Origin of the sequence: Nocardia sp. NPDC056100, from assembly GCF_042266325.1 — a bacterium.
Lineage (GTDB): Bacteria > Actinomycetota > Actinomycetes > Mycobacteriales > Mycobacteriaceae > Nocardia.
In genome coordinates, this window is record NZ_JBHJVY010000004.1 from 132,054 (window position 1) to 155,607 (window position 23,554).

Consider the following 23,554-nt stretch of genomic DNA (forward strand, 5'->3'; position numbering starts at 1 on the left):
TTACTCGTCCACCTCGGCGAAGGTCGCGTCCAGCGGCGGGAACATGGCGCGAGAGTCGTTGCCGCCGAACCACTGTCCGACCACGAACGCCGAGGTTGCTTCCATGTACCGGGCCTGGGCGAGGCCGCCTGCGTGGCACGGCCGGAGTTTCAGGTCCTCGGTCAATGAGCTGACGCGCGCGATGGCGTCCGGGTTGTCGCCGCAGAGCGGGACCAGCAGGGTGCGGCCTTCGAATTCGAGCTGTGCCCCGACATAGACCTCGGCGGCGCACAGGTTGAAACCCTTCACCACATGGGCGTCCGGGACGGTGGCCGCGATGCGCTCGGCGACGGCGTCCTCGGTCAGCGTGAATGTCCCGAGGTCGGGCCGAAAGGCATTGGTGCAATCGATGAGGATGCGGCCGGTCAGTGCCGGGCCGATCCCCTCGAGTATTTCGGTCAGGGCGGCGACGGGCACGGCCAGTAGCACCGCTTCGCCGAATTCCGCCGCCTCGGCGATACTCGTCGACCGGGCATTGTCACTCCCGTCCCGCGCCCTGATCTCCGCGACCACCTCCTGGGCTTTCGTCGCATCGCGTGCCCCGATCACGATGTCGTGCCCGGCGGCGGCCCAGCCGCCGCCGAGGGCTCGCGCCATGGCTCCCGCGCCGATGATTCCGATTCGCATGTGAACTCCTGTGTCGTGGTTGCGAATTCGACGTTAGGAATTCCGATACGCACTCGCGGGTGCGCAATGGTGCTGGCAGGCTGGAACCGTGACGATCGAGATGGCCGCGCCCGAGGTGGTGGAGTTCCCGGAGTACGGGGACTACGAATCCGATTGCCCCGCCCGCCTGGCGGTGGACATCTTCGGCAACTCCTGGCTGACCGTGATCGTCTACACCCTGCGCGAAGGCCCGCTGCGCCCGATCGAATTGCAGCGCGCGATCGGCGGCATCAGTCAGAAGATGCTCACCCAGACCCTGCGCCGCATGGAACGGATGGGATTGCTGGAACGTCGCCGCTACGCCGAAGCACCCCCGCGCGTGGAGTACGAGCTGACGGCCGCGGGCATCGATCTGCTCACCCCGATCCTGGCCCTGGGCGTGTGGGCCGATCGGCACGGCGATGCCGTCCGCGTGGCCCTGTACGGCGACCCCGAGGACTGAACCGGCCCTACCTCGTGTTTGCCACAAAAATGCCGAACGCCGCCCCCGACCAGTCGAAACATTGCGTGAACGGCGGGCCAACTCCCGTCGAAGCCCCTGTGACCTGCGTGAAACTTCCTGCACCCGGGGTTGGCGACGGCTGAGTCGACCGTACGATTCAAAGCGTGAGCGTTCCACAGGCCGTGCTGTTGGCAGTCCTGGCGGCCGTCGTTGGACTGGCAGTCGGTGGATTGCTCATTCCGTATGTCAATGCCCGGCAGGAGCGGATTCGCGCCGCCACCGATTCGGGCCTGACCATGTCGCAGGTCCTGGACCTGATCGTGCTCGCCTCCGAGAGCGGTATCGCCGTGGTCGACCAGTACCGCGATGTGGTGCTGGTGAACCCGCGGGCCGAGGAGCTGGGCATAGTCCACGACCGGCTGCTCGACGAACGCGCCTGGGCCGCCGTACAGCAGGTGCTCGCGGGCGGCAGCGATATCGAATTCGAGCTGACCGCGAAAATCCCGCTGCCGGGCCGCGCGCGACTCGCAGTCCGGGGTGTTGCCAGGCCGCTGTCGCAGGAGAACCCGAACTTCGTGGTCCTTTTCGCCGACGACGATTCCGAACAGGCCCGCATGGAGGCCACCCGCCGCGACTTCGTCGCCAATGTCAGCCATGAGCTCAAGACGCCGGTGAGCGCCATGAGCCTGTTGGCTGAGGCATTGCTGGAATCGGCGGACGATCCGGAATCGGTGCGGCACTTCGGCGAACGCCTGCACGGCGAGGCCCGCCGCATGGGCAAGATGGTCACCGAGCTGATCGCACTGTCCCGCCTGCAGGGCGCGGAGAAACTGCCCGAACTCGAAGCCGTCGACGTGGACAGCGTCGTCAACCAGGCCATCGAGCGCTCCCGGACCGCCGCGGAAGCCGCGGGCATCACGGTGAGCACCGATTCCACCAGTGGCCTCGAGGTGATCGGCGATCAGACCCTGCTGGTGACCGCGCTATCGAACCTGGTGGAGAACGCCATCGCGTATTCGCCGCGCGGATCGCAGGTTTCGGTGAGCCGGGCACTGCGCGGGGGCCACGTGAATATCGCGGTCACCGATCGCGGTATCGGCATCGCCAAGGAAGACCAGGAACGCGTCTTCGAAAGATTCTTCCGGGCCGACAAGGCGCGTTCGCGCGCCACCGGCGGTACCGGGCTCGGGCTGGCTATCGTCAAGCACGTAGCGGCCAACCACAGCGGTGAGGTCACCCTGTGGAGCAAATTGGGCACGGGGTCCACATTCACCCTGCGTATCCCGTCCCACCCCGCCGATCTCAATGGCGGCGACAAAAGACTTTCCGCCGGGATTCCGGCGGCGAAGAAGGAAACCGGCCCGCGCCCCCTCGGGCGGGCCAGAACCAACGGTGTGGAGGCAACCCGATGACGAGTGTGCTGATCGTCGAGGACGAGGAGTCGCTGGCCGATCCGCTCGCATTCCTGCTGCGCAAGGAGGGGTTCGAGGTCACCGTGGTCGGTGACGGCCCGTCCGCGCTGGCCGAGTTCGACCGGTCCGGGGCGGACATCGTCCTTCTCGACCTCATGCTGCCCGGCATGAGCGGCACCGATGTGTGCAAGCAGTTGCGCGCCCGCGGCAGTGTCCCCGTGATCATGGTGACCGCGCGCGACAGCGAAATCGACAAGGTGGTCGGCCTGGAACTGGGCGCCGACGACTACGTCACCAAGCCCTACTCCTCGCGCGAGCTCATCGCCCGCATCCGCGCCGTGCTGCGCCGCGGTGTCGGCGAGGAGGCCGACAGCGGCGGTGAGACCAGCGTGCTGGAGGCCGGTCCGGTCCGCATGGACGTGGATCGCCACACGGTGCAGGTGAACGGCAAGGCGGTGACCCTGCCGCTCAAGGAGTTCGATCTGCTCGAATACCTGCTCCGCAACTCCGGCCGAGTGCTGACCCGCGGCCAGCTCATCGACCGCGTGTGGGGCGCCGACTACGTCGGTGACACCAAAACCCTCGACGTGCACGTCAAGCGCCTGCGCTCCAAGATCGAATCGGACCCGGCCAAGCCGGAACACCTGGTCACGGTCCGCGGCCTCGGCTACAAGCTCGAGGCTTAGAAACCAGAAGACCGCGCTCTCTTCGAAATTCGAAGAGAGCGCGGTCTGCGGTGTGCGGGAACGTCCGCTCCGATGCTCGGCCCCCACCAAAACGCCCCGCTTCGATATCGAAGCGGGGCGTGAATTGTCTTGTGCTGCTTATGCGGCGGGGTCGGACTGCATCGTGTAGACCCAGCCCGGGCCCAGGCCCGGGATGTCCTGCTGGGCGAGGTTGATCCAGCCCAGGTCGTCCTGCTGCTTGCAGTCGTAGTACGCCACATCCTGGCCGTTGCCGCGGCAGGCGATGGTCCGGGTGGTGCCGTAGGGGCTGACGATGATCAGCTTGCCGCTGTCCTTGGCGCTGAGCACGTTCAGGTCGTTGTACGGCACGAAGTTGGCGGTGACATCCGAGAACTTGGCGGGATCGGTGTTATCGGCACCGGCGTGCGGCGCGAGGGTGAGAACAACACCGGCGGCCAGCGCGGCGACGGTGAGCGATTTCTTGATCATGGGCAGGATGTCTAACACGTTTCGGTGAATCAGCAGTAGCGAGCCGATGTCGCGCGCACTTCCCATCGCTCACATTCCGAGGTCACGACGCCGGTAGATCTTCGAAACACCTTTCCGCGCAGCCTGATTCGAATGCCGTCCGAGATTCGGGCCGGTTCACCCGCTGTACACCTGTCGCGGTTGCCACACCTGTAACGCGGCCCAGCGGACGCCGCCTCGCGAACGCCCGCTGTAACCGCTGTCACTTCCGGGTCAGCTGCCCGCGCTGCCGGTCAATCCGCCGAGCAGGCCGCCGAGGGCCTTGTTCGCGCTGCCGGAGCTGCCGCCGGGGGTGCCCGGATTGCCGCCGCCGGGCGTGCCCGGGTTGGCCGGATCGGTGACGGTCACGGCGATGGTCTTGGTGCTGCCGCCCTGGGAGGCGGTGAGCAGATGCTGTCCCGGGGTGGTGGGCTTCCAGGTGATGCTGGAGAAGCCGACCGGCCACGGCACCTTGGGACCGCTCAGGTCATTGCCGTTGTCGGTCCAGTAGACGAGCAGGCCGATGCCCGCGCCGCTGAGATTCGCGGTGAGCGTGTACTCGGTGTTGATGGTGTGCGGATCGCTGCCGGACACGGTGATCGAGTCCACGGTCGCGCTCGCCTGGGGTGCGGCCAGGACGATGATCGCGGCGGCGGTGGCGAGACCGGCGACGCCGCTGCCGAGTCGCCGGGACATGCTGTTCATGCTGGTGGTTCCGTTCACTTGCCGTTGCCGGTGGTGCCGCTGCTGCCGCTGCCGAGCGGTCCGGCGGGTCCGAAACCGCTGCCGGAGCTGGAGCTGCCCGAGCCTAACGGCTTATCGGCCACCGTGACGGTCGTGGATTGGGTGCTGCCGCCCTGTTCGACGGTGATGATGTGCTGGCCCTTGGTGGACGGCTTCCAGGTGATGCTGGAGTGCCCGACCGGCCACGGCACCTTGGGGCTGCCGATGAACTGCCCGTTATCGCTGAAGTACACGAGCAGGCCGATGGACGCGCCGCTGAGGGTCGCCGAAATGGTGTATTCGGTGTCGACCTGGAAGTTCGAGCCTTCGACGGTGACGGTGTCGACCGCCGCGCAGGCCGTTGGCGCCGCGATGACGGCCGCCGCGGCGATGGCGGCGAAGCCGGTGATCCCCGCACCCGCTCGGCGGGCGGTGATCCTCGGTGGTGCGATGCGCATGGGTGTATCTCCTTCCGGTGAGTGAAATGTAGCTATTTCGTAATACTCGAGCAAGCGTCCGATTGGTTTCGGTGGGCGTGCCGGATCCCGGGGATTTCCGCCACGCCCACCTCTACCCGGCCCGCACTGCCCGCGCGCCGCGCCCGGAACTAGGAGCTGCCGAGCAATCCGCCGAGCAGCTTGCCCGCACTGCCGGAACCGAGACTGCCGGTGCCGCTACCGCTGCTGCCGCCACCCGGGGTAGTCGTCGCCGGGGGAGTGGTGGTCGGCGGCGTCGTGGGCGGCGTCGTCGGCGGGGTGGTCGGGGGAGTGGTCGGCGGGGTGGTGGTCGATCCGCTCGACACGTTCACCACGACCGATTTGGTGCTGCCGCCCTGCGACGCGGTCAGGATGTGCTGTCCGGGCGTGGTCGGCGTCCAGTCGATGGAGGCGTGCCCCACCGGCCACGGCACCTTCGCGCCGCTGAAGTCATTGCCGTTATCGCTCCAGTACACGAGCAGGCCGATGCTCGCACCGCTCAGATCGGCGCTGAGCGTGTAGGTGTTGCCCACCCGGAAGTCCGACCCGGCGATGCTGACGGTGTCCACGGTGGCCTGGGCGGACGGGGACATCGCGACGACGACGGCCGCACCCGCGGCCACGGTCAGCCCGGCGATGCCCGCGCCGAGCGTGCGGCGAGAGTTGTTACTGCGCATGGTTTCTCCTGTGCATACCTGGGGATGAATCCGCGCCCCAGGGGATTTCGAAAGGTTCGGTGTCAGAGACCGAACGGGAGCAGGCCGTTCGAGCTGCCGGTGCCGCCGCCATTGGGCTTGGTGGTCGTCGTCGGCGGAGCCGTGGTCGTCACCGGAGGTTCGGTGGTCGGCGGCGTCGTGGTCGGCGGGACCGTGGTGGTCGGGGGGACCGTGGTGGTCGGCGGCTCGGTCGTCGGCGGCACCGTGGTGGGCGGTGTCGTCGTGGTCGGCGGCACCGTCGTGGTGGGCGGTTCGGTGGTGGGCGGCACCGTGGTCGTGGGCGGGACCGTGGTGGTCGGGGGCACCGTCGTGGTCGGCGGCTCGGTCGTCGGCGGCACCGTGGTCGGGGGGACCGTGGTGGTCGGCGGCACGGTGGTGGTCGGGGTGGACCCGTCCGTCACGGTCACCGAGAGCGATTTGGTGCTGCTGCCCTGTGATGCCGTGATCACATGCTGCCCAACGGTTTTCGGCGTCCAGTCCAGACTGGCGTGCCCCACCGGCCAGGGCACCTTGCCGGCCGGGGTGAGGTTGGTGCCGTTATCGCTCCAGTAGATGAGCAGGCCGATGGAGGCGCCGCCGAGATCGGCGTTGAGGGTGTAGGTGTTGCCGACCTTCAGGTCCAGGCTCGACACGCTGATCGAGTTGACCGCGGCGTTGGCCGCAGGGGCGTCGGGCGCCGCGAGGACGGCGATGACGCCCGTCGCGACGGCGAGTCCGGCCAGGCCCGCGCCGAGGACGCGCCGGTTGGGCGGGGTGTTGCTCATGTGCTTCTCCTGTGCTGCGACCCACAGGATGTGGGTCCGTCGCACAGTAGGTGAGCAGTGAAGTGAAAATAGGTACTTTCAGAAAGTTACCCGCGAGTTCTGTTAACCCCGTTTAGTGGCCGTGGCCTTCTTCGACCCGGTCGCGGGCTTGGCCGCCGCGCTCCCCGCGCCGACCGTTTTATCCGCCTTCGCGGCGGCCGCGCGCACGCTTTCGGCCGCCTTGTCGGCGATGGCGGCCTCGTCCGCGGCCTTTTGCTCGGCGATAACCGTGGCCGGATGCACCGCCACGATCCCCAGTCCCTGCCGCCGCCGGCAGTGCTGTGCCAACTCGTCGTAGGCGGGCTGGCCGAGCAGTTCGATCAACTCGGGCGCGTACGCCTGCCACACCGGCCGGGTGCCGACATGCGCGTCCGGGGATCCGGTGCAGTACCAATTCAGATCCAACCCGCCCGGCCCCCAGCCGCGCCGGTCGTACTCGCCGATGACCGTCCGCAGGATCTCCACCCCGTCCGGCCGGTCCACCCAGTCCTGGGTGCGGCGAATCGGCAGCTGCCAGCACACCTCCGGCTTGACCGTGAGCGGCTCCAGGCCCTCGCGCAGCGCCATGGTGTGCAGCGCGCAGCCGATGCCCTTGTCGAACCCGGGACGGTTGAGGAAGATGCACGCGCCGTCCACCCGCCGGGTGCGCAGTGCGGGCTCGTCGTCGAGGTCGTCCTCTTCCAGATACAGCTTCTTGCGGACCTTGCCCTTGTCGTCCTGGGCCATCGGCATCAGCTGCCAATCCTCGAGTGTGAGCATTTTCACAGCCCGGGCCAGCTTCTTGCCATCCTCCTCATCGGAGAGGAACGCGCCGTGCGAACAGCAGCCGTCATCCTCGCGCCCGGCGATGATGCCCTGGCATGCCGGAGTGCCGAAAACGCACGTCCAGCGCGACAATAGCCAGGTCATATCGGCGGCAATCAAATGCTCGTCATTAGCTGGGTCGACGAACTCGATCCACTCACGCGGGAAGTCGAGCTCTACTTCGGGAGCCGGGTCGATCTTCGCCGCTGGTCGCAGCCCGGTCGGGCCACTCGCGGATGCACCTGCCGTCACACCGCGGAACGCTAACAGCTCAGTCGCCTGGCCTGAAGTCGTGACGCACCCAGTACCGTGTTCTTGTGCGGCTAGGTGTACTCGATGTGGGAAGTAATACCGTCCACCTGCTGGTGGTGGACGCGCATCGCGGTGGCCACCCGATGCCTATGAGCTCTACGAAGGCCACGTTGCGGCTATCGGAGAGCCTGGACGACCAGGGTCGGATCACGCCCGCGGGAGCCGCCAGGCTCACCGCGACAGTGGCCGAATTCTCAAGTATCGCAAAGACTTCCGGGTGCGCGGAGTTGATGGCCTTCGCCACATCCGCGGTCCGCGAGGCGGCGAATTCGGAAGAGGTGCTGGCCCGGGTGCGCTCGGAGACCGGGGTCAATCTCCAGGTCTTGACGGGATCGGAGGAGGCCCGCCACACCTTCCTGGCGGTGCGCCGCTGGTACGGCTGGAGCGCGGGGCGAATCCTCAATCTGGATATCGGCGGCGGCTCGCTCGAAATGAGCAATGGCGCGGATGAGCAACCCGATGTCGCTCTCTCGTTGCAGCTGGGCGCCGGGCGGCTCACCCGGGATTGGCTGCGGCACGATCCGCCGGGCAAGCGCCGGGTGGCGGTGCTGCGCGATTGGCTCGACGCCGAGCTGGTGCTGCCGTCCAAACAGCTGCTGGAGGTCGGCCGCCCGGATCTGGCGGTGGGCACGTCCAAAACGTTCCGTTCGCTGGCCAGATTGACCGGCGCCGCCCCCTCTGCCGCGGGTCCGCGGGTGCGGCGTACCCTCACGAGTTCCGGCCTGCGGCAACTGATTGCGTTCATATCGAGAATGACAGCCGCGGACCGGGCAGAATTGGAAGGCGTGAGTTCCGATCGGTCACAGCAATTGGTGGCCGGCGCGCTGGTCGCGGAGGCGAGTATGCGGGCATTGTCACTGGATACGCTGGAAATCTGTCCCTGGGCACTGCGTGAGGGATTGATCCTGCGAAAACTTGATACCGACCTGGGTAGCGAACCGATAACTGGCGGACCGAACGGTGGCCAGCCGGGCACGATCGAAACGGTGTCTCGATGACCGAGGATATAAGTCAACTGTCCGTAGCCGAGCTCTTGGCGCGCAACGGGCAGGGCGCGGCGCCCAATGCGGGCGGCGGGCGCAGACGTCGGAGTGGGCGCGGCATTTCGGTCGCGGATCTGACCGGCGATATGCCTGTGGTGCGGAATGGTTCGTCCTCGCACGCGGCATCGGATGAAGGGGACGACGCGCCCGAGGGCGCCGCGGCAGCTCCCACGGCCCAACCTAATTCGGGCGAATCGGACTATTCAAACTATTCGAATTATTCTGACTACTCGAACTTTCCGGAGTACTCGGACTTTTCCTATAGCTCGCCCACCCCGCAGGCCGACTTCCCGGACTACTCCGGGTACACCGCCCCCGCCGATCCAGAGCCCGCCTACTCCCCGCTCTCCGGCCCCATCTCGTACTACGACCCGCTCGCCGCCCCCGAACCCCCCTCGCTACCCGAGCCGTCCGGCTACCAATGGTCGGGCGGCTCCGACCTTTCCAACGGCCACGCCGCCCCGGAGCAGCCCCGCTCGGGCCGTCGCCGCAAGCCCGACCCGCTCGATGCCGACGTATCGCTGGCCGAGCTCGAGGACCCGTCCGCCGCACCGCGCCCGGAGGGCGGCCGACGCCGCCGCTTCGATCCCGAGGACGACACCACCGACGAGGTGCGCCCCTTCCGGGGTGGCCGCTCCGACGGCGCGCCCGCCGGAAACGACAGCGCCATGGGCGCATTGGACAGCGCGGGCCGCGCCCGCCAATTCGACGCCGCACCCGCCTGGTCGCCGGAACCGCGCACCCCGGGCTTCGATCCCGCGGCCGCGTCGCTCGCTCCGCCTCCCACGCAGGCCGCTCCCGCCGCCCCGCCGCTGTCCCGTTCGGCCCGCCGCCATGCCGAGGCGCAGCGCGCGGCCGAGGCCGAACGCCAGAGCGCCCCACCCGCCCGGCCCGAACCGCAGCAGTGGCAGCAACCGGAACCGCAGCCGTGGCAGCAGGATCCGCGGCGGCAGCCGGAGCCGTGGCAGAACGGCGCGCGCCGTCCCGAGGCCGACTGGCAGCAGGACGCACCGCGCCAGCCGCAGCCGCCACAGCCGCAGTCCTGGCAGGAGCCGGAGCAGTGGCATGACGACGAACCGCCCGCCCCGCCCCGGGACGATCGCCGCAACGGCCGAGCCGGACAGGACGCGGGCCGCAACGGTCGCGGCGGCCGCGACGCCGGTCGCGCCGCGGCCGAATCCGGTCGCGGGTCGCTGCCCGCGTGGTCGGCGCGAAGACGTGGGGACGGCGCGCCCGCCCCGCAGCCCGATCCGCGCGATCAGGCCGCCATTCCGACCACGGCCTGGACCTCCCCGGATCAGGATCAGCAGCTGGTGTCCGGCGGTACGGTTGCCGGGGATCTGCTGCACAATGCGCTCGAGCGGGAAGATCAACGCGCGGAACAGGATTCGCGGCGCGGCGGCAAACGGCGCGCCGCCGGTTCGCGCCGTCGCGGTCACCATGACGACCATCCGGATCCGGATGAGCATCTGACCGACGTCTACTCCCCGCTCGACGATGACGACGACTACGACGACGATGACGATTACGACGACGAGCCGCGTACCTCGGTGGCCGAGCGCTTCTCGGCGCTCACCTCGAAGTTCACCGCGCGCGCCGGATCGCTCACCGCCGGAAGGAAATCCGCGTCGCCGCGGGCGGCCGGAGCGCGGCTCGCCACCGAGGACGAGAACCGCCGTCAGTGGCTGGTGCTCGGCGGGCAGAGTCTGGGCGCGGCGGTCGCGGGCATGTTGCTGTTCAAGGGTTTCGAGCGCATGTGGGAAATGCTCCCGTGGGTTGCCCTGGCGCTGGCGATGATCGTGATCCTCGGTTTGGTCGCGCTCGTTCGTGTGTTGCGGCGCACCGATGACATTTTCAGCACTGTGATTGCCGTCGTCGTAGGCGTCTTTGTGACGCTGGGACCGCTAGCCTTTCTACTCAGTACGAACTGAGCAGGGAGCGGGCAGTGGGGCATAACGCGCAGGGGGCGAACGACAATCGAGCGGGGCGAAGGGAAGTCCGGATCGGACTTTCCAGCGCCTCGGTCTATCCGGAGAACACCGAGGCGGCCTTCCGGTACGCGGCCGAACTCGGTTACGACGGTGTGGAATTGATGGTGTGGGCGGAACCGGCCAGCCAGAGCATCTCCACCGTCCAATCGTTCTCGCACAAATACGACATTCCGGTGCTGGCGGTGCACGCACCGTGTCTGCTGATCTCGCAACGGGTCTGGGGGTCGGACCCGATCGCGAAGCTCACCCGCAGCGTGCACACCGCCGAGGCGCTGGGCGCGGCCACCGTGGTGGTGCATCCGCCGTTCCGCTGGCAGCGCCGCTACGCCGAGGGTTTCGCCGCGCAGGTGGCCGAGCTGGAGAACTCCAGTCCGGTCGCGGTGGCGGTGGAGAACATGTTCCCGATGCGGGTGGACACCCTCTTCGGGCGCGGTGACACCTCGATCAAACGGCTGGAGCGGCGCGGCGGTCCCGGACCGTCCATCACCACCTTCAGCCCGTCCTACGATCCGACCGATACCGGTTTCCGGCATTACACGCTGGACAGTTCGCACACCGCGACGGCCGGAATGGATCCGCTGCTGCTGGCCGATCGCATGGGCCGGGGCCTGACCCATCTGCATCTGGCCGACGGCCGCGGCGCGGCCACCGACGAGCACCTGATCCCCGGCGAGGGCACCCAGCCGGTGGCCGAACTCTGTGAACTGGTGCTGGCCAACGGTTTCGAGGGTCAGGCGGTGATCGAGGTCAATACCCAGATGGCCCGCACCACCATGGATCGCGCCGCCATGTTGAACCGCGCGCTGGTTTTCGCGCGTAGGCATCTGAACGGCATCGCGCCGACCCCGGAAGCCGCGCTCGCGCCGCGGCCCGAGCCCACCGGCGTCAGTCGCGGCTGATCCGGCCCGGTGCGCTCCGGACCCGCCAGTGATTCCCGCCACGGGACGGTGAGTTAGCCGGTCGGTCGCTTGTACGCTGTACAAACCGACAGTGGAGAGGACTAGCGGATGACAACGGAGTTGACCGTCGATCTGGAACCGGCGACCCGCGCCGACGCGCCCTTCAGCCGCGTCTGCGCGGTGACCGAACTCCCCTCGGACGATCCGGGTATCGGCCGCTACGCCGGTGTCATCGAATCGATCTGGACCATCGGCAAGAAGCTGCACGGCGGCACCATGGTCGCGGGCAGCGCCGCGGCCGCCACCGAATGGCTGCGCCGCACCGCCCCCGAGCGCGCCGAGATGTTCCCCATCGCCGCCAGCTCCGATTTCCTCGGCGCACCCGATCCGGGCGCGGTCGAATACGAGGTCCGCACCCGCAAGATCGGCCGCCAGATCTGCCTCATCGACGCGAGCCTGATCCAGAACGGCCGCACCCTCGTGCACACGGCCTTCACATTCAGCCACCTCGACGATGACGCGGCCCCGGTCTACTCCGCCGACCACGCGCAGGACATGCCCGCCGAACCCGGTGACTCGGCCCTGAGCTACGACGACGAGAACCCGATGGGCAAGCTTGTCCATGTGGCACAAGGCTCTTCGGTCGCCATCGACACCGAGTGGGCGCGCTTCCTCTCCGGCGAAACCGCCGAACCCCGTCTGCGCCTGTGGATTCGACCCTTCGAGGGCGATGAGCAGGATCCGGACGTCGCCGCGTTCTTCGCCCTGATGGCCGCCGACATGTCCCCGCCGGTTCCCATGAACCTCGGCCATTTCGGCTGGGCCCCAACGGTTCAGATCACCACCTACCTACGCCGCCGCCCGGTGCCGGGCTGGTTGCGCGTCATCGCGAGCGCCCGCGAAGTCGGCGGCCGCATGTTCGACGAGGATCAACTCGTGATCGACTCCACCGGCGCGATCATCGCCCAAAGTCGCCAATTGGCCTTGATTCCACAATCGCGATAGCGGAATTCATCCGCTGTAATGCTCGAACCCCGCGGTTTCGAATGCGATGCCGCACGCATTAGCCTTGATTTCCATGACAAGAGTTGCGGTGATCGGCGGAGGCCGGATCGGGGAGGCGCTGCTGGCCGGGCTCCTCGAATCCGGGCGGGCGAGCAAGGATCTGGTGGTGGTCGAGTCGGTTCCGGCGCGCGCGGAGTTGCTGGCGCAGCGTTTCGGAATCCGGGTTACCGATGTGGTGGCCGAGGCCGCCGTCGGCGCCGATCTGATCGTGATCGCCGTGAAGCCGCAGGATGTGGACGGCGTGGTCACCGAGCTGGCCAAGGCCGAACTGGGTGAGTCGGTGACCGAGCCGGTGATCGTTTCGCTGGCCGCGGGCGTGCCGACCATCAAGTACGAGGCCAAACTGCCCGCCGGTTTCCCGGTGGTGCGGGTGATGGCCAATACCCCGATGCTGGTGGGCCAGGGCATGAGCGCCATCGCGCCGGGCCGCTACGCCCGCAAGGAGCAGCTGGCGCTGGTCACCGAGGTGCTGGAGTCGGTCGGCAAGGTGGTGACGGTCTCCGAGGCGCAGATGGACGCGGTGACCGCGGTCTCGGGTTCGGGTCCGGCGTACTTCTTCCTGATCGTCGAGGCCATGATCGACGCCTCGGTGGGCCTGGGCCTGACCCGCGATGTGGCGACCCAGCTGGTGGTGCAGACCATGCTCGGCTCGGCCGCGCTGCTGGAGGAGTCCGAGCAGAGTGCGGTGGAGTTGCGCGCGGCCGTCACCTCGCCCGCCGGGACCACCGCCGCGGGTTTGCGGGAGTTGGAGCGGGCTTCGGTGCGTTCGGCCTTCCACGAGGCGCTCAATGCCGCGAAACGCCGTTCCGCCGAACTCGGTGCGAGTGCTGATTAGGCTTACTTCCCAGTAGCTCGTTTGCTGCCGGGCCCCGACTCGCCACAGCAAAGGCTGATTTCTCACACCCGTCGCAGCAATCCCACTGGTCCCGCTAAGCTTCAAGGAGCACGTGCGTGTCTGTTCCGCCGGTGGGGAAGCCGGCGGCGCGGACGTGCCGGAGGTCAGTGGCGCAATGATGTCTGGAAACAGCCAAGCGAGGTCCGCGAACACCCCAGTCAGCGCAGCCAGCGGAAACATTCTCGGCGGAGGAACGCAGTTCCTCACCGTCGCCGAGGTGGCGAGTCTGATGCGGGTATCGAAAATGACCGTGTACCGATTGGTGCACTCCGGAGAGCTGCCCGCGGTGCGGGTCGGCCGATCTTTCCGGGTGCACGCGAAAGCGGTGCACGACTACCTGGAGACGTCCTACTTCGACGCGGGGTGAACCCGCGCTAGTGGTGGCGTAGAGCGGAACGAGCGGGCGGTGCGGTTCTCCGCACCCACCCGTTTCGTTCGCTCGTCGGTGGCCCGGTAACATGAACCGGCATCCTGTACGTGCCGGTGGTGCCGTCGGGTCCATGTCGGCCCGTTACGGGTAGGACTTGTACAGGGTTGAAAGTGTGCTCCCCGCGAAGGTGGGGGTGACCCGAGAGAACGCGAGGAACAACCCTATGGGTTCTGTGATCAAGAAGCGCCGTAAGCGCATGTCGAAGAAGAAGCACCGCAAGCTGCTTCGTCGTACGCGCGTGCAGCGCAGGAAACTCGGCAAGTAAGCGCTACGTCGTAGCTGGAGCCCGTCACCTCAGGTGGCGGGCTTCCGCTTTTTTTACGGTGACAGAACTCATCGTTAGATCCTGGTTAATACCCTTCGGAGAGCCCTGGTCGCGCGGTTACCCTTGGAGCGCGGGAAAACTAGAAATGGGGGCTTGCGAGTGGGATCCGGTGCGACAGGTGCGGGCACCCGGGACGGTTCGGCGCCCAAGATCGTAATGGTGACCGGCGCCAGCCGGTTCTTCGGCGGCAATGTGGTGGCCAGGTTGGCGGCCGACCCTGCCATCGAACGCATTATCGCGGTCGACGCCAAACAGCCGAGCCGGGAGTTGCTGCGCCGCATGGGCCGGGCCGAATTCGTGCGCGCCGATATTCGAAATCCGTTGATACGCAAGGTGATCGACGGAAATCAGGTGGACACGGTGGTGCATCCCGCAGCACTGTCGCGCCCGCCGGCCGGTGGGGGCCGGGCGGCGATGAAGGATATGAATGTGCTGGGCGCCATGCAGTTGTTCGCGGTGTGCCGCAAGGCAGCCGGCGTGCGCCGCGTGGTGGTGCGGTCCTCGTCCGCCGTTTACGGGTGCAGCGCAAAGGATCCGGTGAAATTCACCGAGGAAATGAGCGCGCGCACGCCACCGCGCGGCTGGTTCGCGCGGGATATGGTCGAGGTGGAGGGATTCGTGCGCGGTTTGGCGCGGCGCCGTCCCGATATCTGCACCGCGATATTGCGTTTCCCGCCGATCGTGGGACCGCAGTTGGCGAATCGCGGTGTGCAGTATTTCCGTTCGCCGGTGACGCCCACCATTCTGGGGCGGGATCCGCGCATGCAACTGCTGCATGAGGAGGACGCGATCGCCTCGCTCACCCATGCCGCGCTCGAGGCTCCCGGCGGCACCTTCAATGTCGCGGGTGATGGTGCGATGGCTCTGTCGCAGGCGATTCGCCGGGCGGGCCGCATCGAAATGCCGGTGCCCTACAGCATGTTTCGCACCATCGGCCGCACCCTGATGGGTCCGGTCATGCGGGAGTTCACCGCAGAGCAAATCGACTATTTCCATTTCGGCTGTGGCCTGGACACCACCAGGATGCGCAGCGAACTCGGTTTCGAACCGCGCTGGACAACGGTGCAGGCTTTCGACGACTTCATAGGGGGCGCAGCGTTGCGGCCCGTGATCGATCCTCGCTGGATCGACGCCGCAGAGAACAAACTTCTCGGCCTGCTCGGGGCCGGGACGGGAGCACACCAATGAGTGATGTAGCGAAGGTGATTCGACTTCACGACGTGGATATCGAGGCGCGGCATCGTCCGTCGCGCGTCTGGCCGGGGGAACCGGCCCTCAAACCGGTCACCTCGCTGACCGATCGGCTCGCCGAAACCGAAGCGCGCCAGCCCAAATCATTGAGCGAGACGATTCGGGGGGCGGTGGCCGAGGGGGTCGGCCGCACCGCCGATTTCGCGCGCCGCCGTTTGACCGGTGACTATCAGGTCGACGAATTCGGTTTGGACGAGCACCTTTTGGAGACGGTGATCCTGCCGCTGCTGCGTCCGCTCGCGGAACTGTGGTTCCGGGTGGAAGTCAGTGGGATCGAGAATATTCCGGAGGCGGGCGGCGCGCTGATCGTCGCCAATCACGCGGGCACCTTCCCGATCGACGGCATGATGCTGCAACTGGCGGTGCACGACAAGCATCCCAAACAGCGCGCGCTGCGGCTGCTGGCCGCGGATCTGATTTTCGAATTGCCGATCGTCGGCGGTATGGCGCGCAAGGCCGGGCATACCCTGGCCTGCCCCGCGGACGCCGAAAGGCTTTTGCGCGCGGGCGAAGTCGCGGGAGTATTCCCGGAGGGCTACAAGGGCATCGGCAAGCCGTTCGGCGACCGGTACAAGTTGCAGCGTTTCGGCCGTGGCGGTTTCGTCGCGGCAGCGGTGCGCACCGGCGTGCCGATCATTCCGTGCTCGATCGTTGGTTCGGAGGAGATCTACCCGAAGATCGCCGATCTGAAGCCGCTCGCGCGCCTGCTCGGCATCCCGTATTTCCCGGTGACGCCGACCTTCCCGCATCTGGGCCCGCTGGGCGCGATTCCGTTCCCGTCGAAGTGGTACATCGAATTCGGTGAGCCGATTCCGACGAGCGAATACGAGCCCTCGGACGCCGATGATCCGATGACCATGTTCGAGATCACCGATCAGGTGCGCGAAACCATTCAGGGCACGCTGTACAAGAATCTGACCAAGCGCCGTAATCCGTTCACCGGATAGCGATTTCGCACGGCGGCGACAAACGAATCGGCCCCGTCCACCTGGACCGGGCCGATTGTCGTTGCTGCGCCGCTGTTTTCGCTCAGCTGGCCTTCGCCTCGCGTTTGCGGGAGATCACCGCGGCGGCCGCGCCACCGGCCGCGCCGAGCGCCAGCGCGGTGGGCACGCCGACCTTGGCGGCCTTGCGCCCGGTGCGGAAATCGCGAATCTCCCAGCCGCGGTTCTTCGCGACCTCGCGGAGGTCCGCGTCCGGATTGATCGCCACCGCGGTGCCGACCAGCGAGAGCATGGGAACGTCATTGTGGCTGTCGGAGTAGGCCGTACAGCGTTTGAGGTTCAATCCCTCCCGGATGGCGAGCGTGCGCACCGCGTGCGCCTTGCCCAGCCCGTGCAGGATGTCCCCGACCAGACGGCCGGTGAACACCCCGTCGTGGCTCTCGGCCACGGTGCCGAGCGCACCGGTGAGTCCTAGTCGCTTCGCGATGACCTGCGCCAACTCCACCGGCGTCGCCGTCACCAGCCACACCTGCTGACCGGCGTCCAGGTGCATCTGGGCGAGTGCGCGGGTGCCGGGCCAGATCTTGTCGGCGATGATCTCGTCGTAGATCTCCTCGCCGAGCGCGGCGAGTTCGGCGGTGGGGCGGCCGGCGATGAACTCCAGCGCGCGCTCCTTACCGCTGCTCATATCGGCGCTGTTCTCTTTGCCGGTGACCCGGAATTTCACCTGTTTCCAGGCGATATCGACCAGGTCGGAGGTCTTGAAGTATTTGCGGGCGGCCAGCCCGCGGGCGAAGTGCACGATGGACGCGCCCTGCACCATGGTGTTGTCCACATCGAAGAACGCGGCCGCGGTCAGGTCGCGCGGGATCGCGGGACGCGGCTCGTCGTAGAGGGCCAATTCGGCGTCGTGCAGCGCGAGCGCGGCATCGGCGCTGGCCTCACCGGCCAGATTGGCGCGGACCTCTTCCTCGCTGGGACCGAATGGGCTGCGGGTGATTCTGGTGAACTGGTCCTGTAGACCCTGTCCCCAGCGGGCCGGGAATTCCCCGAATCGGCCCGCGATCAATCCCGACCGCGAGTCCTTCGAACCCGTTCCGGCCTCTTTCGATCGTTCCGGCACCAGTACCTCCGCCTGTTAGCGCGAACAAGTCCACAGTAACGCCCACCGGTGACCACAACGTAGACGGCGAACAACATGACGGGTGTTGAATGTTCAGCATGAGCGTTTCCACGCATTCGGTGACCCTGTTGACCCGCAATGGCTGCGGTCTGTGCTCGGTCGCGCTGGAGCAATTGCGGCCCATCTGCGCCGATTTCGGTGTCGAGATCGCGCTGGTGGATGTGGACGAGGCTGCGGCCACCGATCCGGGCCTGCGCGCGGAATACGGCGATCGGCTGCCGGTGGTGCTGCTCAACGGCCGTGAGCACAGCTATTTCGATGTGGACGAGCCGCGCTTACGCGCCGATCTGGCGCGCTGAAACAGCGGGTCGTCCGGTTCGGTCCCCACCGGTCCCGACGCCACCCCGTAACCGGGCGTTCGAGTGTTCGATTCCCGGCGCGTTGCATGGCGGGTTCCCGTTTCGCGGGGTTGAATGATCCCGGGGCAGGAGGCCCCCCGCAAAGTGACTGAATTCACCGACTTTGTGCAGGGCTTCACAAGCGGTTACGGTGGTGGCACGCAACCCCGCCTTCAGCGGAAGCGACCCCGAACCCCTGACTCGACCTCGTCTGTTATGACCGCCCCGTTGACGGTCACCGGCGTCGGGTCGACAAAAGAACCCGGACACTCACCCCCGGCCGGACGAGGAGCGCAAGCGACGTGACAGAGCAGCATGAGACGCCACCGAGTGGTGTCTCCGGCAGGGCTCTGCAGAAGGACATCCCGCAGGCCACAGTGGCGCGTCTCGCCACTTATCTGCGGGTGCTCGCCGTACTCGCCGACGATGCTGTTGCCATCGTATCGAGTGAGGAACTGGCTGTCGCGGCGGGTGTCGGTTCCGCCAAATTGCGCAAGGATCTTTCCTTCCTCGGACCCAACGGCGTACGCGGTGTCGGGTACGACGTGATCAAGCTGCGCGACCGCATCGAAGACGTGCTCGGGCTCTCCGAGGGTCATCGGGTGGTGCTGGTCGGCGCGGGTCATCTGGGCCGGGCGCTGGTCGGCTACGGCGGTTTCCGGCGGCGCGGTTTCGCCATGGTCGGGCTGTTCGACAACGATCCCGCGGTGATCGGCACCCAGGTGTGCGGATTACCGGTGCGCGATGTGGCCGAATTGACCGGTGCGGTGGCCGAACTGGAGCCGACCATAGCGGTCATCACCACCCCGGACGCCGCCGCGCAGGGCGTATGCGACCTGCTGGTCGCCGCCGGGGTGTTGTGCATTCTGAGCTTTTCGCCCGTCGCATTGGACGCGCCGCCGCACGTAGAGGTGCGGCGGGTTGATCTCGCGGTGGAGATGCAGCTGCTCTCCTTCGAGCTGGCCCGCAATGCGGAGGCCGAACGGGAGCCGGTAGCCGCGGTGGGCGATTCGGTGGGCGTGATCTACACGCCGGAGGCAACCAGCAAGGGAGCGGTGGTCCAGCCATGAGTGTGCTTCTCGTCGGGATCTCACATCGCAGCGCGCCGGTGGCGGTGCTCGAGAAGATCGCGATCACCGAGCACGATCGACCCAAGCTGACCGAGTTGATGCTGGCCTCCAGCCACGTCTCCGAAGCCATGATCGTCTCCACCTGCAATCGCGTCGAGATCTACGCCGTGGTCGACGCCTTCCACCCCGCGCTCGGCGAGATCAGCGAATTGCTGACCAAGCATTCCGGGCTGCCACTGCCCGAACTCACCAAGCACGCCTACGTCCGCTACGCCGAGGCCGCCGCCGAACACCTGTTCGCGGTGGCCTCCGGACTGGATTCGATGGTGGTGGGCGAGCAGCAGGTGCTCAGCCAGATTCGCGCCGCCTACGCGGCCTCCGATTCCCAGCAGGCCGCCGGGCGCACCCTGCACGAGCTGGCGCAGCATTCGCTGCGGGTCGGCAAGCGGGTGCATTCGGAGACCGGGATCGATCGCGCGGGCGCGTCGGTGGTCTCGGTGGCGCTGGACCGGGCGCGGCTGGTGCTGGGCCCGCTGGAGGGTCGCACCGCGCTGGTGCTCGGTGCGGGCGCCATGGGCGGACTCGCGGTGGCGCAGCTGGCCCGGGCCGGGGTCGCGCGCATCATCGTGGTGAACCGGACGCTGGAACGTGCTGAGCGCCTTGCCAATACGGCCACCACCATGCACGGCGTCGCCGCCGAGGCAATGGATATGGACCGGCTCGTGGACGCGATGGCGGCCGCCGAAGTGGTGGTCACCTGTACCGGCGCGGTGGGCACCGTGATGACCATCGCCGATGTGCACCTGGCGCTTTCGGCCCCGGGCGCGAGCGAGCAGCTGGTCATCTGCGATCTGGGCCTGCCGCGCGATGTGGACCATGCGGTCGCCGGATTGCCCGGCGTCACCGTCATCGATATCGAGACGCTGCAGCGCGATCCGTCGGCAGGTGCTGCCGCCGACGACACCGCCGCCGCACGCGCCATCGTGGCCGCCGAACTCACCAAATACCTTGCCGGACAGCGCATGGCCGAGGTCACCCCGACCGTGGCCGCGCTGCGGCAGATGGCCGCCGATGTGGTCGAGGGCGAGCTATTGCGCCTGGATTCGCGACTACCCGGGCTCGACGCCGCACATCGCGAGGAAGTGGCGCGCACCGTGCGCCGCGTTGTCGACAAACTGCTGCACGCGCCGACGGTGCGGGTCAAGCAGCTGGCTTCCACACCCGGCGGCGACAGTTACGCCGAGGCGCTGCGGGAGCTGTTCGAACTCAAACCCGGTGCGGCGCAGGCGGTTGCGGCTCCGATGGAGATCGCCACCCCCGCCGGGGCGCTGGCCGATGATTTCACCGCCGCCCACTCGGGGGACGAACAGGGGCTGACCGCATGACCGGAGCGATGGTGCAGGACACACAGACAGGGCGGGAAGCCGTGCCGGACACATTGCGTGGAACCGTGGACGCGCCGTGGCGCATCGGAACCCGAGGCTCGCTGCTGGCCCTGACCCAGGCCGGGCATGTGCGCGACGCGCTCGTCGCGGCCGGGCAGCAGGCCGAACTGGTGATCGTCAAGACCGCCGGGGATCAGTCCTCCGCGCCGGTGCAGACCATCGGTGTCGGTGTCTTCACCGCCGCGCTGCGTGACGAATTGGCCTTGGGCACAGTCGATATCGCGGTGCACTCGTACAAGGATCTGCCGACCGCGCAGGATCCGCGCTTCGATATCGCGGCCATTCCGCCGCGCCAGGATCCGCGCGACGCCCTGGTGGCGCGCGACGGCCTGGTGCTGGGCGAGCTGCCCGCCGGTTCGAAGATCGGCACCTCCGCGCCGCGCCGCGCCTCGCAGCTGCTGGCGCTGGGCCTCGGGGTCGAGATCGTGCCGCTGCGCGGCAATCTCGACACCAGAATCTCCAAAGTCGCCAATGGTGAACTCGATGCCGTCGTGGTGGCCCGGGCCGGGCTGGCCCGCATCAACCGGCTCGATGTCGTGACCGAATCGCTGGAGCCGGTGCAGATGCTGCCCGCTCCCGCGCAGGGCGCGCTCGCTGTCGAATGCCGCAGCGAGGACACCGAACTCGTGACCATCCTGTCCGCCCTCGACGATGCCGGCACCCGTGCCGCCATCACCGCGGAGCGGGCGCTGCTGGCCGAACTGGAGGCGGGTTGCACCGCCCCGATCGGCGCGCTGGCCGAGGTCGTCGAATCCCTCGACGATGACGGCCGGGTGGTGGATGAACTGTCGCTGCGCGGATGTGTGGCGGCGATCGATGGCTCGGACACCATCCGGGCCTCTGTGGTCGGCTCGCTCGCGGACGCCGCGGAACTGGGCCGTGCACTGGCGCGTGAGCTCTTGGAGCTGGGGGCGCGCGACCTGCTCAGTGACCCCGGGGACAGCACACCGGTGGCCGAGCAATCCGACGACAGCAGCAGCAATCCCAGCCCAATGGAGAACATTCGATGAGCCGAGCGACGAAGAAGCACCCGGGTCGGATCCTTTTCGTTGGATCCGGGCCCGGTGATCCTGCGCTGCTCACCGTGCGTGCCCGCGAGGTGCTCGCCCGGGCCGAGCTTGCATTCACCGATCCCGATGTCGACAAGGGCGTGCTCGCCCTGATCGGCATCGCGGGCGAACCGGGCCCCGACGGGCAGCTGCCCGTCGATGTGCGCCCGGCGCTGGGTGATGCCGCCGAGGTCGCCAAGACGCTGATCGCCGAGGCCCGCAACGGTTTCGACGTGGTGCGCCTGGTGTCCGGCGATCCGCTGACCACCGATTCGGTGATCCAGGAGGTCAACGCCGTCACCCGCTCGCACCTGATGTTCGAGGTGCTGCCGGGTCTGTCGGCCGGAACCACGGTGCCCGCGTACGCGGGCATCGAATTGGGCTCCAGCCACACCGAGGTGGATGTGCGCGGTGAGGTGGACTGGGCGGCCGTCGCGGCCGCACCCGGCCCGCTGGTGCTGCACGCCACCTCCGGGCATCTGGCCGAGACCGCCAGCGCGCTGGTGGAACACGGTATGGCCCCGCAGACCCCGGTGGCGGTGACCGTGCGCGGCACCACCCGGCAGCAGCGCACCATCGACGCCACCCTGGCCACACTGAACAACGCGGCCTCGGAAATGGTCGGCCCGCTGGTCGTCACGGTCGGCAAAGAGGTCGAGAAGCGCGCCAAGACCTCCTGGTGGGAGTCGCGGGCGCTGTACGGCTGGACCGTGCTCGTCCCGCGCACCAAGGAGCAGGCGGGCGAGATGAGCGAGAAGCTCGTCATGCACGGCGCGATCCCGATGGAGGTTCCGACCATCGCGGTCGAGCCGCCACGCAGTCCGGCGCAGATGGAGCGCGCGGTCAAGGGTCTGGTCGACGGCCGCTACCAGTGGGTGGTCTTCACCTCCACCAACGCGGTGCGCGCGGTGTGGGAGAAGTTCGGCGAATTCGGTTTGGACGCACGGGCTTTCTCCGGTGTGAAGATCGCCTGTGTCGGCGAGGCCACCGCGGAGAAGGTGCGCTCGTTCGGCATCAACCCGGAGCTGATCCCGAGCGGGGAGCAGTCCTCCGAGGGCCTGCTGGCCGATTTCCCGCCCTACGACGACGTTTTCGACCCGGTGAACCGGGTGCTGCTGCCGCGCGCGGATATCGCCACCGAGACGCTCGCCGAGGGTTTGCGCGACCGCGGCTGGGAGATCGACGACGTCACCGCGTACCGCACCGTGCGCGCTTCCCCGCCGCCGGCGGAGACCCGCGAGATGATCAAGACCGGCGGGTTCGACGCGGTGCTGTTCACCTCGTCCTCCACCGTCCGCAATCTGGTCGGTATCGCCGGTAAGCCGCACGCGCGCACCATCGTGGCCTGCATCGGCCCCAAGACCGCCGAGACGGCAATCGAATTCGGCCTGCGCGTGGACGTGCAGCCGGAGATCGCCCAGGTCGGCCCGCTGGTCGAGGCGCTCGCCGAGCATGCCGCGCATCTGCGCGCCGAGGGTCTGCTGCCGCCGCCGCGCAAGAAGAGCCGCCGCAGCCGCTAGCGAATTCGGCAGTCGCCGAAGCGTTCGCAGTCTCGGAACCGAGCCCCGCATCCACCGATGCGGGGCTCGGTCATTTCCGTGCGGTCTGTTCGCGGGCCCGTTCGCGGGACGTGGAATCCACTGCCCAAGAAAGTATCGGCATTTCACCTTCGCGTCCTCCCGCTAACGTTCAGCATCGGGTTCGAAACAGACAAAAAGGATGCGTTTTCGTGAAGCGAATGATTGTGAACACGGTTGCCGCGGTTGCCCTTTCGAGCGGTCTGCTCGCGGCCGGAACGGGTGCCGCGCTCGCCGCGCCGTCGGGCCTGCCCCTGGAACCGGCGCAGGATGTGGCCGGGCCGCTCGACCCGTTCTTCGGCAGCGGCTCCGCCTCCGGTTCCGCACTGCTGGCCAAGTGCCTGACGAGCGGTTCCTCGCGCATTCCGGGTGACCCGATGGGTTTCCCGATCGTGTGCATCTGACGCGTTGATCGGCCCGGTGCGGAATCGCTGCCCGGTCCGCGAAAATCCGGGGTCCGGCA

25 protein-coding genes and 1 pseudogene are annotated in these 23,554 nt (G+C 67.7%); 18 read left to right on the top strand and 8 right to left on the bottom strand.

Features of this window, described 5'->3' with window-relative positions:
* On the bottom strand, positions 1–666 hold the full coding sequence (locus tag ACFC0O_RS31220) for an NADPH-dependent F420 reductase (protein ID WP_375964239.1): 666 nt from the start codon (positions 664–666) through the stop codon (positions 1–3).
* Positions 667–754: 88 nt separating this feature from the next.
* Between ACFC0O_RS31220 and ACFC0O_RS31225 the strand changes: the two genes are divergently transcribed.
* From ACFC0O_RS31225 to ACFC0O_RS31235, 3 genes are all read left to right on the top strand, one after another.
* Positions 755–1,147: a winged helix-turn-helix transcriptional regulator gene (locus ACFC0O_RS31225; RefSeq protein WP_375964241.1), complete on the top strand. Its 393-nt coding sequence runs from the start codon at positions 755–757 to the stop codon at positions 1,145–1,147.
* 164 nt (positions 1,148–1,311) lie between these two features.
* Entirely contained in the window at positions 1,312–2,559 is a 1,248-nt protein-coding gene (locus ACFC0O_RS31230) for an ATP-binding protein (protein ID WP_364649173.1), read from the top strand.
* On the top strand, positions 2,556–3,245 hold the full coding sequence (locus ACFC0O_RS31235) for a response regulator transcription factor (protein WP_364649170.1): 690 nt from the start codon (positions 2,556–2,558) through the stop codon (positions 3,243–3,245). Before ACFC0O_RS31230 ends, ACFC0O_RS31235 begins: the two co-directional genes overlap by 4 nt.
* Positions 3,246–3,383: 138 nt before the next feature.
* On the opposite strand, the gene ACFC0O_RS31240 is transcribed toward ACFC0O_RS31235, so the two are convergent.
* The 6 genes and pseudogenes from ACFC0O_RS31240 to ACFC0O_RS31265 all read right to left on the bottom strand — a co-directional run.
* A complete protein-coding gene (locus ACFC0O_RS31240; protein WP_375964245.1) occupies positions 3,384–3,800 on the bottom strand; it encodes a hypothetical protein in 417 nt (138 codons plus the stop codon).
* A gap of 186 nt (positions 3,801–3,986) precedes the next feature.
* Positions 3,987–4,457 carry a hypothetical protein gene (locus ACFC0O_RS31245; RefSeq protein WP_364649164.1) on the bottom strand — a complete coding sequence of 157 codons (471 nt, stop codon included), beginning with the start codon at positions 4,455–4,457 and terminating at the stop codon, positions 3,987–3,989.
* Positions 4,458–4,471: 14 nt separating this feature from the next.
* Positions 4,472–4,933 carry a hypothetical protein gene (locus ACFC0O_RS31250; protein ID WP_364649161.1) on the bottom strand — a complete coding sequence of 154 codons (462 nt, stop codon included), beginning with the start codon at positions 4,931–4,933 and terminating at the stop codon, positions 4,472–4,474.
* Positions 4,934–5,082: 149 nt separating this feature from the next.
* Positions 5,083–5,628, bottom strand: a complete 546-nt coding sequence (locus ACFC0O_RS31255; RefSeq protein ID WP_375964247.1) for a hypothetical protein — start codon at positions 5,626–5,628, stop codon at positions 5,083–5,085.
* Between the two features lie 62 nt (positions 5,629–5,690).
* Positions 5,691–6,431 carry a hypothetical protein gene (locus ACFC0O_RS31260; RefSeq protein WP_364649155.1) on the bottom strand — a complete coding sequence of 247 codons (741 nt, stop codon included), beginning with the start codon at positions 6,429–6,431 and terminating at the stop codon, positions 5,691–5,693.
* A 249-nt stretch (positions 6,432–6,680) separates the two neighbouring features.
* Positions 6,681–7,472, bottom strand: a pseudogene (locus tag ACFC0O_RS31265) (hypothetical protein); the annotation flags it as partial.
* Between the two features lie 119 nt (positions 7,473–7,591).
* Between ACFC0O_RS31265 and ACFC0O_RS31270 the strand changes: the two are divergent.
* The 9 genes from ACFC0O_RS31270 to ACFC0O_RS31310 all read left to right on the top strand — a co-directional run bounded on the left by ACFC0O_RS31270 (position 7,592) and on the right by ACFC0O_RS31310 (position 16,432).
* The gene (locus ACFC0O_RS31270; RefSeq protein WP_375964250.1) at positions 7,592–8,584 is read left to right on the top strand and encodes a hypothetical protein; all 993 of its coding nucleotides are present in this window, start codon (positions 7,592–7,594) and stop codon (positions 8,582–8,584) included.
* Complete coding sequence (locus ACFC0O_RS31275) at positions 8,581–10,560, top strand: hypothetical protein (RefSeq protein ID WP_375964252.1); 1,980 nt, start codon at positions 8,581–8,583, stop codon at positions 10,558–10,560. The genes ACFC0O_RS31270 and ACFC0O_RS31275 overlap by 4 nt, the downstream gene beginning before the upstream one ends.
* Positions 10,561–10,574: 14 nt before the next feature.
* Positions 10,575–11,519 carry a sugar phosphate isomerase/epimerase family protein gene (locus tag ACFC0O_RS31280; protein WP_375964255.1) on the top strand — a complete coding sequence of 315 codons (945 nt, stop codon included), beginning with the start codon at positions 10,575–10,577 and terminating at the stop codon, positions 11,517–11,519.
* A gap of 108 nt (positions 11,520–11,627) precedes the next feature.
* The gene (locus ACFC0O_RS31285; RefSeq protein WP_375964257.1) at positions 11,628–12,524 is read left to right on the top strand and encodes a thioesterase family protein; all 897 of its coding nucleotides are present in this window, start codon (positions 11,628–11,630) and stop codon (positions 12,522–12,524) included.
* Between the two features lie 73 nt (positions 12,525–12,597).
* Entirely contained in the window at positions 12,598–13,419 is an 822-nt protein-coding gene (proC, locus tag ACFC0O_RS31290; protein ID WP_375964260.1) for a pyrroline-5-carboxylate reductase, read from the top strand.
* A gap of 178 nt (positions 13,420–13,597) precedes the next feature.
* Positions 13,598–13,846, top strand: coding sequence for a helix-turn-helix domain-containing protein (locus ACFC0O_RS31295; protein WP_375964263.1), 249 nt, complete (start codon positions 13,598–13,600; stop codon positions 13,844–13,846).
* A 226-nt stretch (positions 13,847–14,072) separates the two neighbouring features.
* A complete protein-coding gene (locus ACFC0O_RS31300; protein WP_003402602.1) occupies positions 14,073–14,174 on the top strand; it encodes a 30S ribosomal protein bS22 in 102 nt (33 codons plus the stop codon).
* A gap of 216 nt (positions 14,175–14,390) precedes the next feature.
* Positions 14,391–15,422 (top strand): NAD-dependent epimerase/dehydratase family protein, encoded by a 1,032-nt coding sequence (locus ACFC0O_RS31305; RefSeq protein WP_364643011.1) that lies wholly within the window; start codon positions 14,391–14,393, stop codon positions 15,420–15,422.
* Positions 15,419–16,432: a lysophospholipid acyltransferase family protein gene (locus ACFC0O_RS31310; RefSeq protein WP_375964265.1), complete on the top strand. Its 1,014-nt coding sequence runs from the start codon at positions 15,419–15,421 to the stop codon at positions 16,430–16,432. Before ACFC0O_RS31305 ends, ACFC0O_RS31310 begins: the two co-directional genes overlap by 4 nt.
* A gap of 82 nt (positions 16,433–16,514) precedes the next feature.
* Here the strand turns inward: ACFC0O_RS31310 and ACFC0O_RS31315 are convergent, their stop codons facing one another.
* Positions 16,515–17,552 (bottom strand): HAD family hydrolase, encoded by a 1,038-nt coding sequence (locus ACFC0O_RS31315; protein ID WP_375964267.1) that lies wholly within the window; start codon positions 17,550–17,552, stop codon positions 16,515–16,517.
* A gap of 98 nt (positions 17,553–17,650) precedes the next feature.
* Between ACFC0O_RS31315 and ACFC0O_RS31320 the strand changes: the two genes are divergently transcribed.
* From ACFC0O_RS31320 to ACFC0O_RS31345, 6 genes are all read left to right on the top strand, one after another.
* Entirely contained in the window at positions 17,651–17,911 is a 261-nt protein-coding gene (locus tag ACFC0O_RS31320) for a glutaredoxin family protein (protein WP_375964270.1), read from the top strand.
* 341 nt (positions 17,912–18,252) lie between these two features.
* Positions 18,253–19,020, top strand: a complete 768-nt coding sequence (locus tag ACFC0O_RS31325; protein ID WP_364642942.1) for a redox-sensing transcriptional repressor Rex — start codon at positions 18,253–18,255, stop codon at positions 19,018–19,020.
* Entirely contained in the window at positions 19,017–20,405 is a 1,389-nt protein-coding gene (locus ACFC0O_RS31330; protein WP_375964273.1) for a glutamyl-tRNA reductase, read from the top strand. The genes ACFC0O_RS31325 and ACFC0O_RS31330 overlap by 4 nt, the downstream gene beginning before the upstream one ends.
* A complete protein-coding gene (gene hemC / locus ACFC0O_RS31335; RefSeq protein ID WP_375964275.1) occupies positions 20,402–21,475 on the top strand; it encodes a hydroxymethylbilane synthase in 1,074 nt (357 codons plus the stop codon). Before ACFC0O_RS31330 ends, hemC begins: the two co-directional genes overlap by 4 nt.
* The gene (locus tag ACFC0O_RS31340; RefSeq protein WP_364642936.1) at positions 21,472–23,034 is read left to right on the top strand and encodes a bifunctional uroporphyrinogen-III C-methyltransferase/uroporphyrinogen-III synthase; all 1,563 of its coding nucleotides are present in this window, start codon (positions 21,472–21,474) and stop codon (positions 23,032–23,034) included. Before hemC ends, ACFC0O_RS31340 begins: the two co-directional genes overlap by 4 nt.
* A 209-nt stretch (positions 23,035–23,243) precedes the next feature.
* The gene (locus tag ACFC0O_RS31345) at positions 23,244–23,495 is read left to right on the top strand and encodes a hypothetical protein (RefSeq protein ID WP_375964279.1); all 252 of its coding nucleotides are present in this window, start codon (positions 23,244–23,246) and stop codon (positions 23,493–23,495) included.
* Positions 23,496–23,554 lie beyond the last annotated feature (59 nt).

Bases quoted from the DNA above. Each gene is read 5' to 3' on its own strand.
- ACFC0O_RS31220 (WP_375964239.1), bottom strand. From the start codon at position 666: ATGCGAATCGGAATCATCGGCGCGGGAGCCATGGCGCGAGCCCTCGGC.
- ACFC0O_RS31235 (WP_364649170.1), top strand. From the start codon at position 2,556: ATGACGAGTGTGCTGATCGTCGAGGACGAGGAGTCGCTGGCCGATCCG.
- ACFC0O_RS31240 (WP_375964245.1), bottom strand. From the start codon at position 3,800: ATGGGAAGTGCGCGCGACATCGGCTCGCTACTGCTGATTCACCGAAAC.
- ACFC0O_RS31245 (WP_364649164.1), bottom strand. From the start codon at position 4,457: ATGAACAGCATGTCCCGGCGACTCGGCAGCGGCGTCGCCGGTCTCGCC.
- ACFC0O_RS31250 (WP_364649161.1), bottom strand. From the start codon at position 4,933: ATGCGCATCGCACCACCGAGGATCACCGCCCGCCGAGCGGGTGCGGGG.
- ACFC0O_RS31255 (WP_375964247.1), bottom strand. From the start codon at position 5,628: ATGCGCAGTAACAACTCTCGCCGCACGCTCGGCGCGGGCATCGCCGGG.
- ACFC0O_RS31260 (WP_364649155.1), bottom strand. From the start codon at position 6,431: ATGAGCAACACCCCGCCCAACCGGCGCGTCCTCGGCGCGGGCCTGGCC.
- ACFC0O_RS31275 (WP_375964252.1), top strand. From the start codon at position 8,581: ATGACCGAGGATATAAGTCAACTGTCCGTAGCCGAGCTCTTGGCGCGC.
- ACFC0O_RS31285 (WP_375964257.1), top strand. From the start codon at position 11,628: ATGACAACGGAGTTGACCGTCGATCTGGAACCGGCGACCCGCGCCGAC.
- proC (WP_375964260.1), top strand. From the start codon at position 12,598: ATGACAAGAGTTGCGGTGATCGGCGGAGGCCGGATCGGGGAGGCGCTG.
- ACFC0O_RS31295 (WP_375964263.1), top strand. From the start codon at position 13,598: ATGTCTGGAAACAGCCAAGCGAGGTCCGCGAACACCCCAGTCAGCGCA.
- ACFC0O_RS31300 (WP_003402602.1), top strand. From the start codon at position 14,073: ATGGGTTCTGTGATCAAGAAGCGCCGTAAGCGCATGTCGAAGAAGAAG.
- ACFC0O_RS31305 (WP_364643011.1), top strand. From the start codon at position 14,391: ATGGTGACCGGCGCCAGCCGGTTCTTCGGCGGCAATGTGGTGGCCAGG.
- ACFC0O_RS31310 (WP_375964265.1), top strand. From the start codon at position 15,419: ATGAGTGATGTAGCGAAGGTGATTCGACTTCACGACGTGGATATCGAG.
- ACFC0O_RS31320 (WP_375964270.1), top strand. From the start codon at position 17,651: ATGAGCGTTTCCACGCATTCGGTGACCCTGTTGACCCGCAATGGCTGC.
- ACFC0O_RS31330 (WP_375964273.1), top strand. From the start codon at position 19,017: ATGAGTGTGCTTCTCGTCGGGATCTCACATCGCAGCGCGCCGGTGGCG.
- hemC (WP_375964275.1), top strand. From the start codon at position 20,402: ATGACCGGAGCGATGGTGCAGGACACACAGACAGGGCGGGAAGCCGTG.
- ACFC0O_RS31340 (WP_364642936.1), top strand. From the start codon at position 21,472: ATGAGCCGAGCGACGAAGAAGCACCCGGGTCGGATCCTTTTCGTTGGA.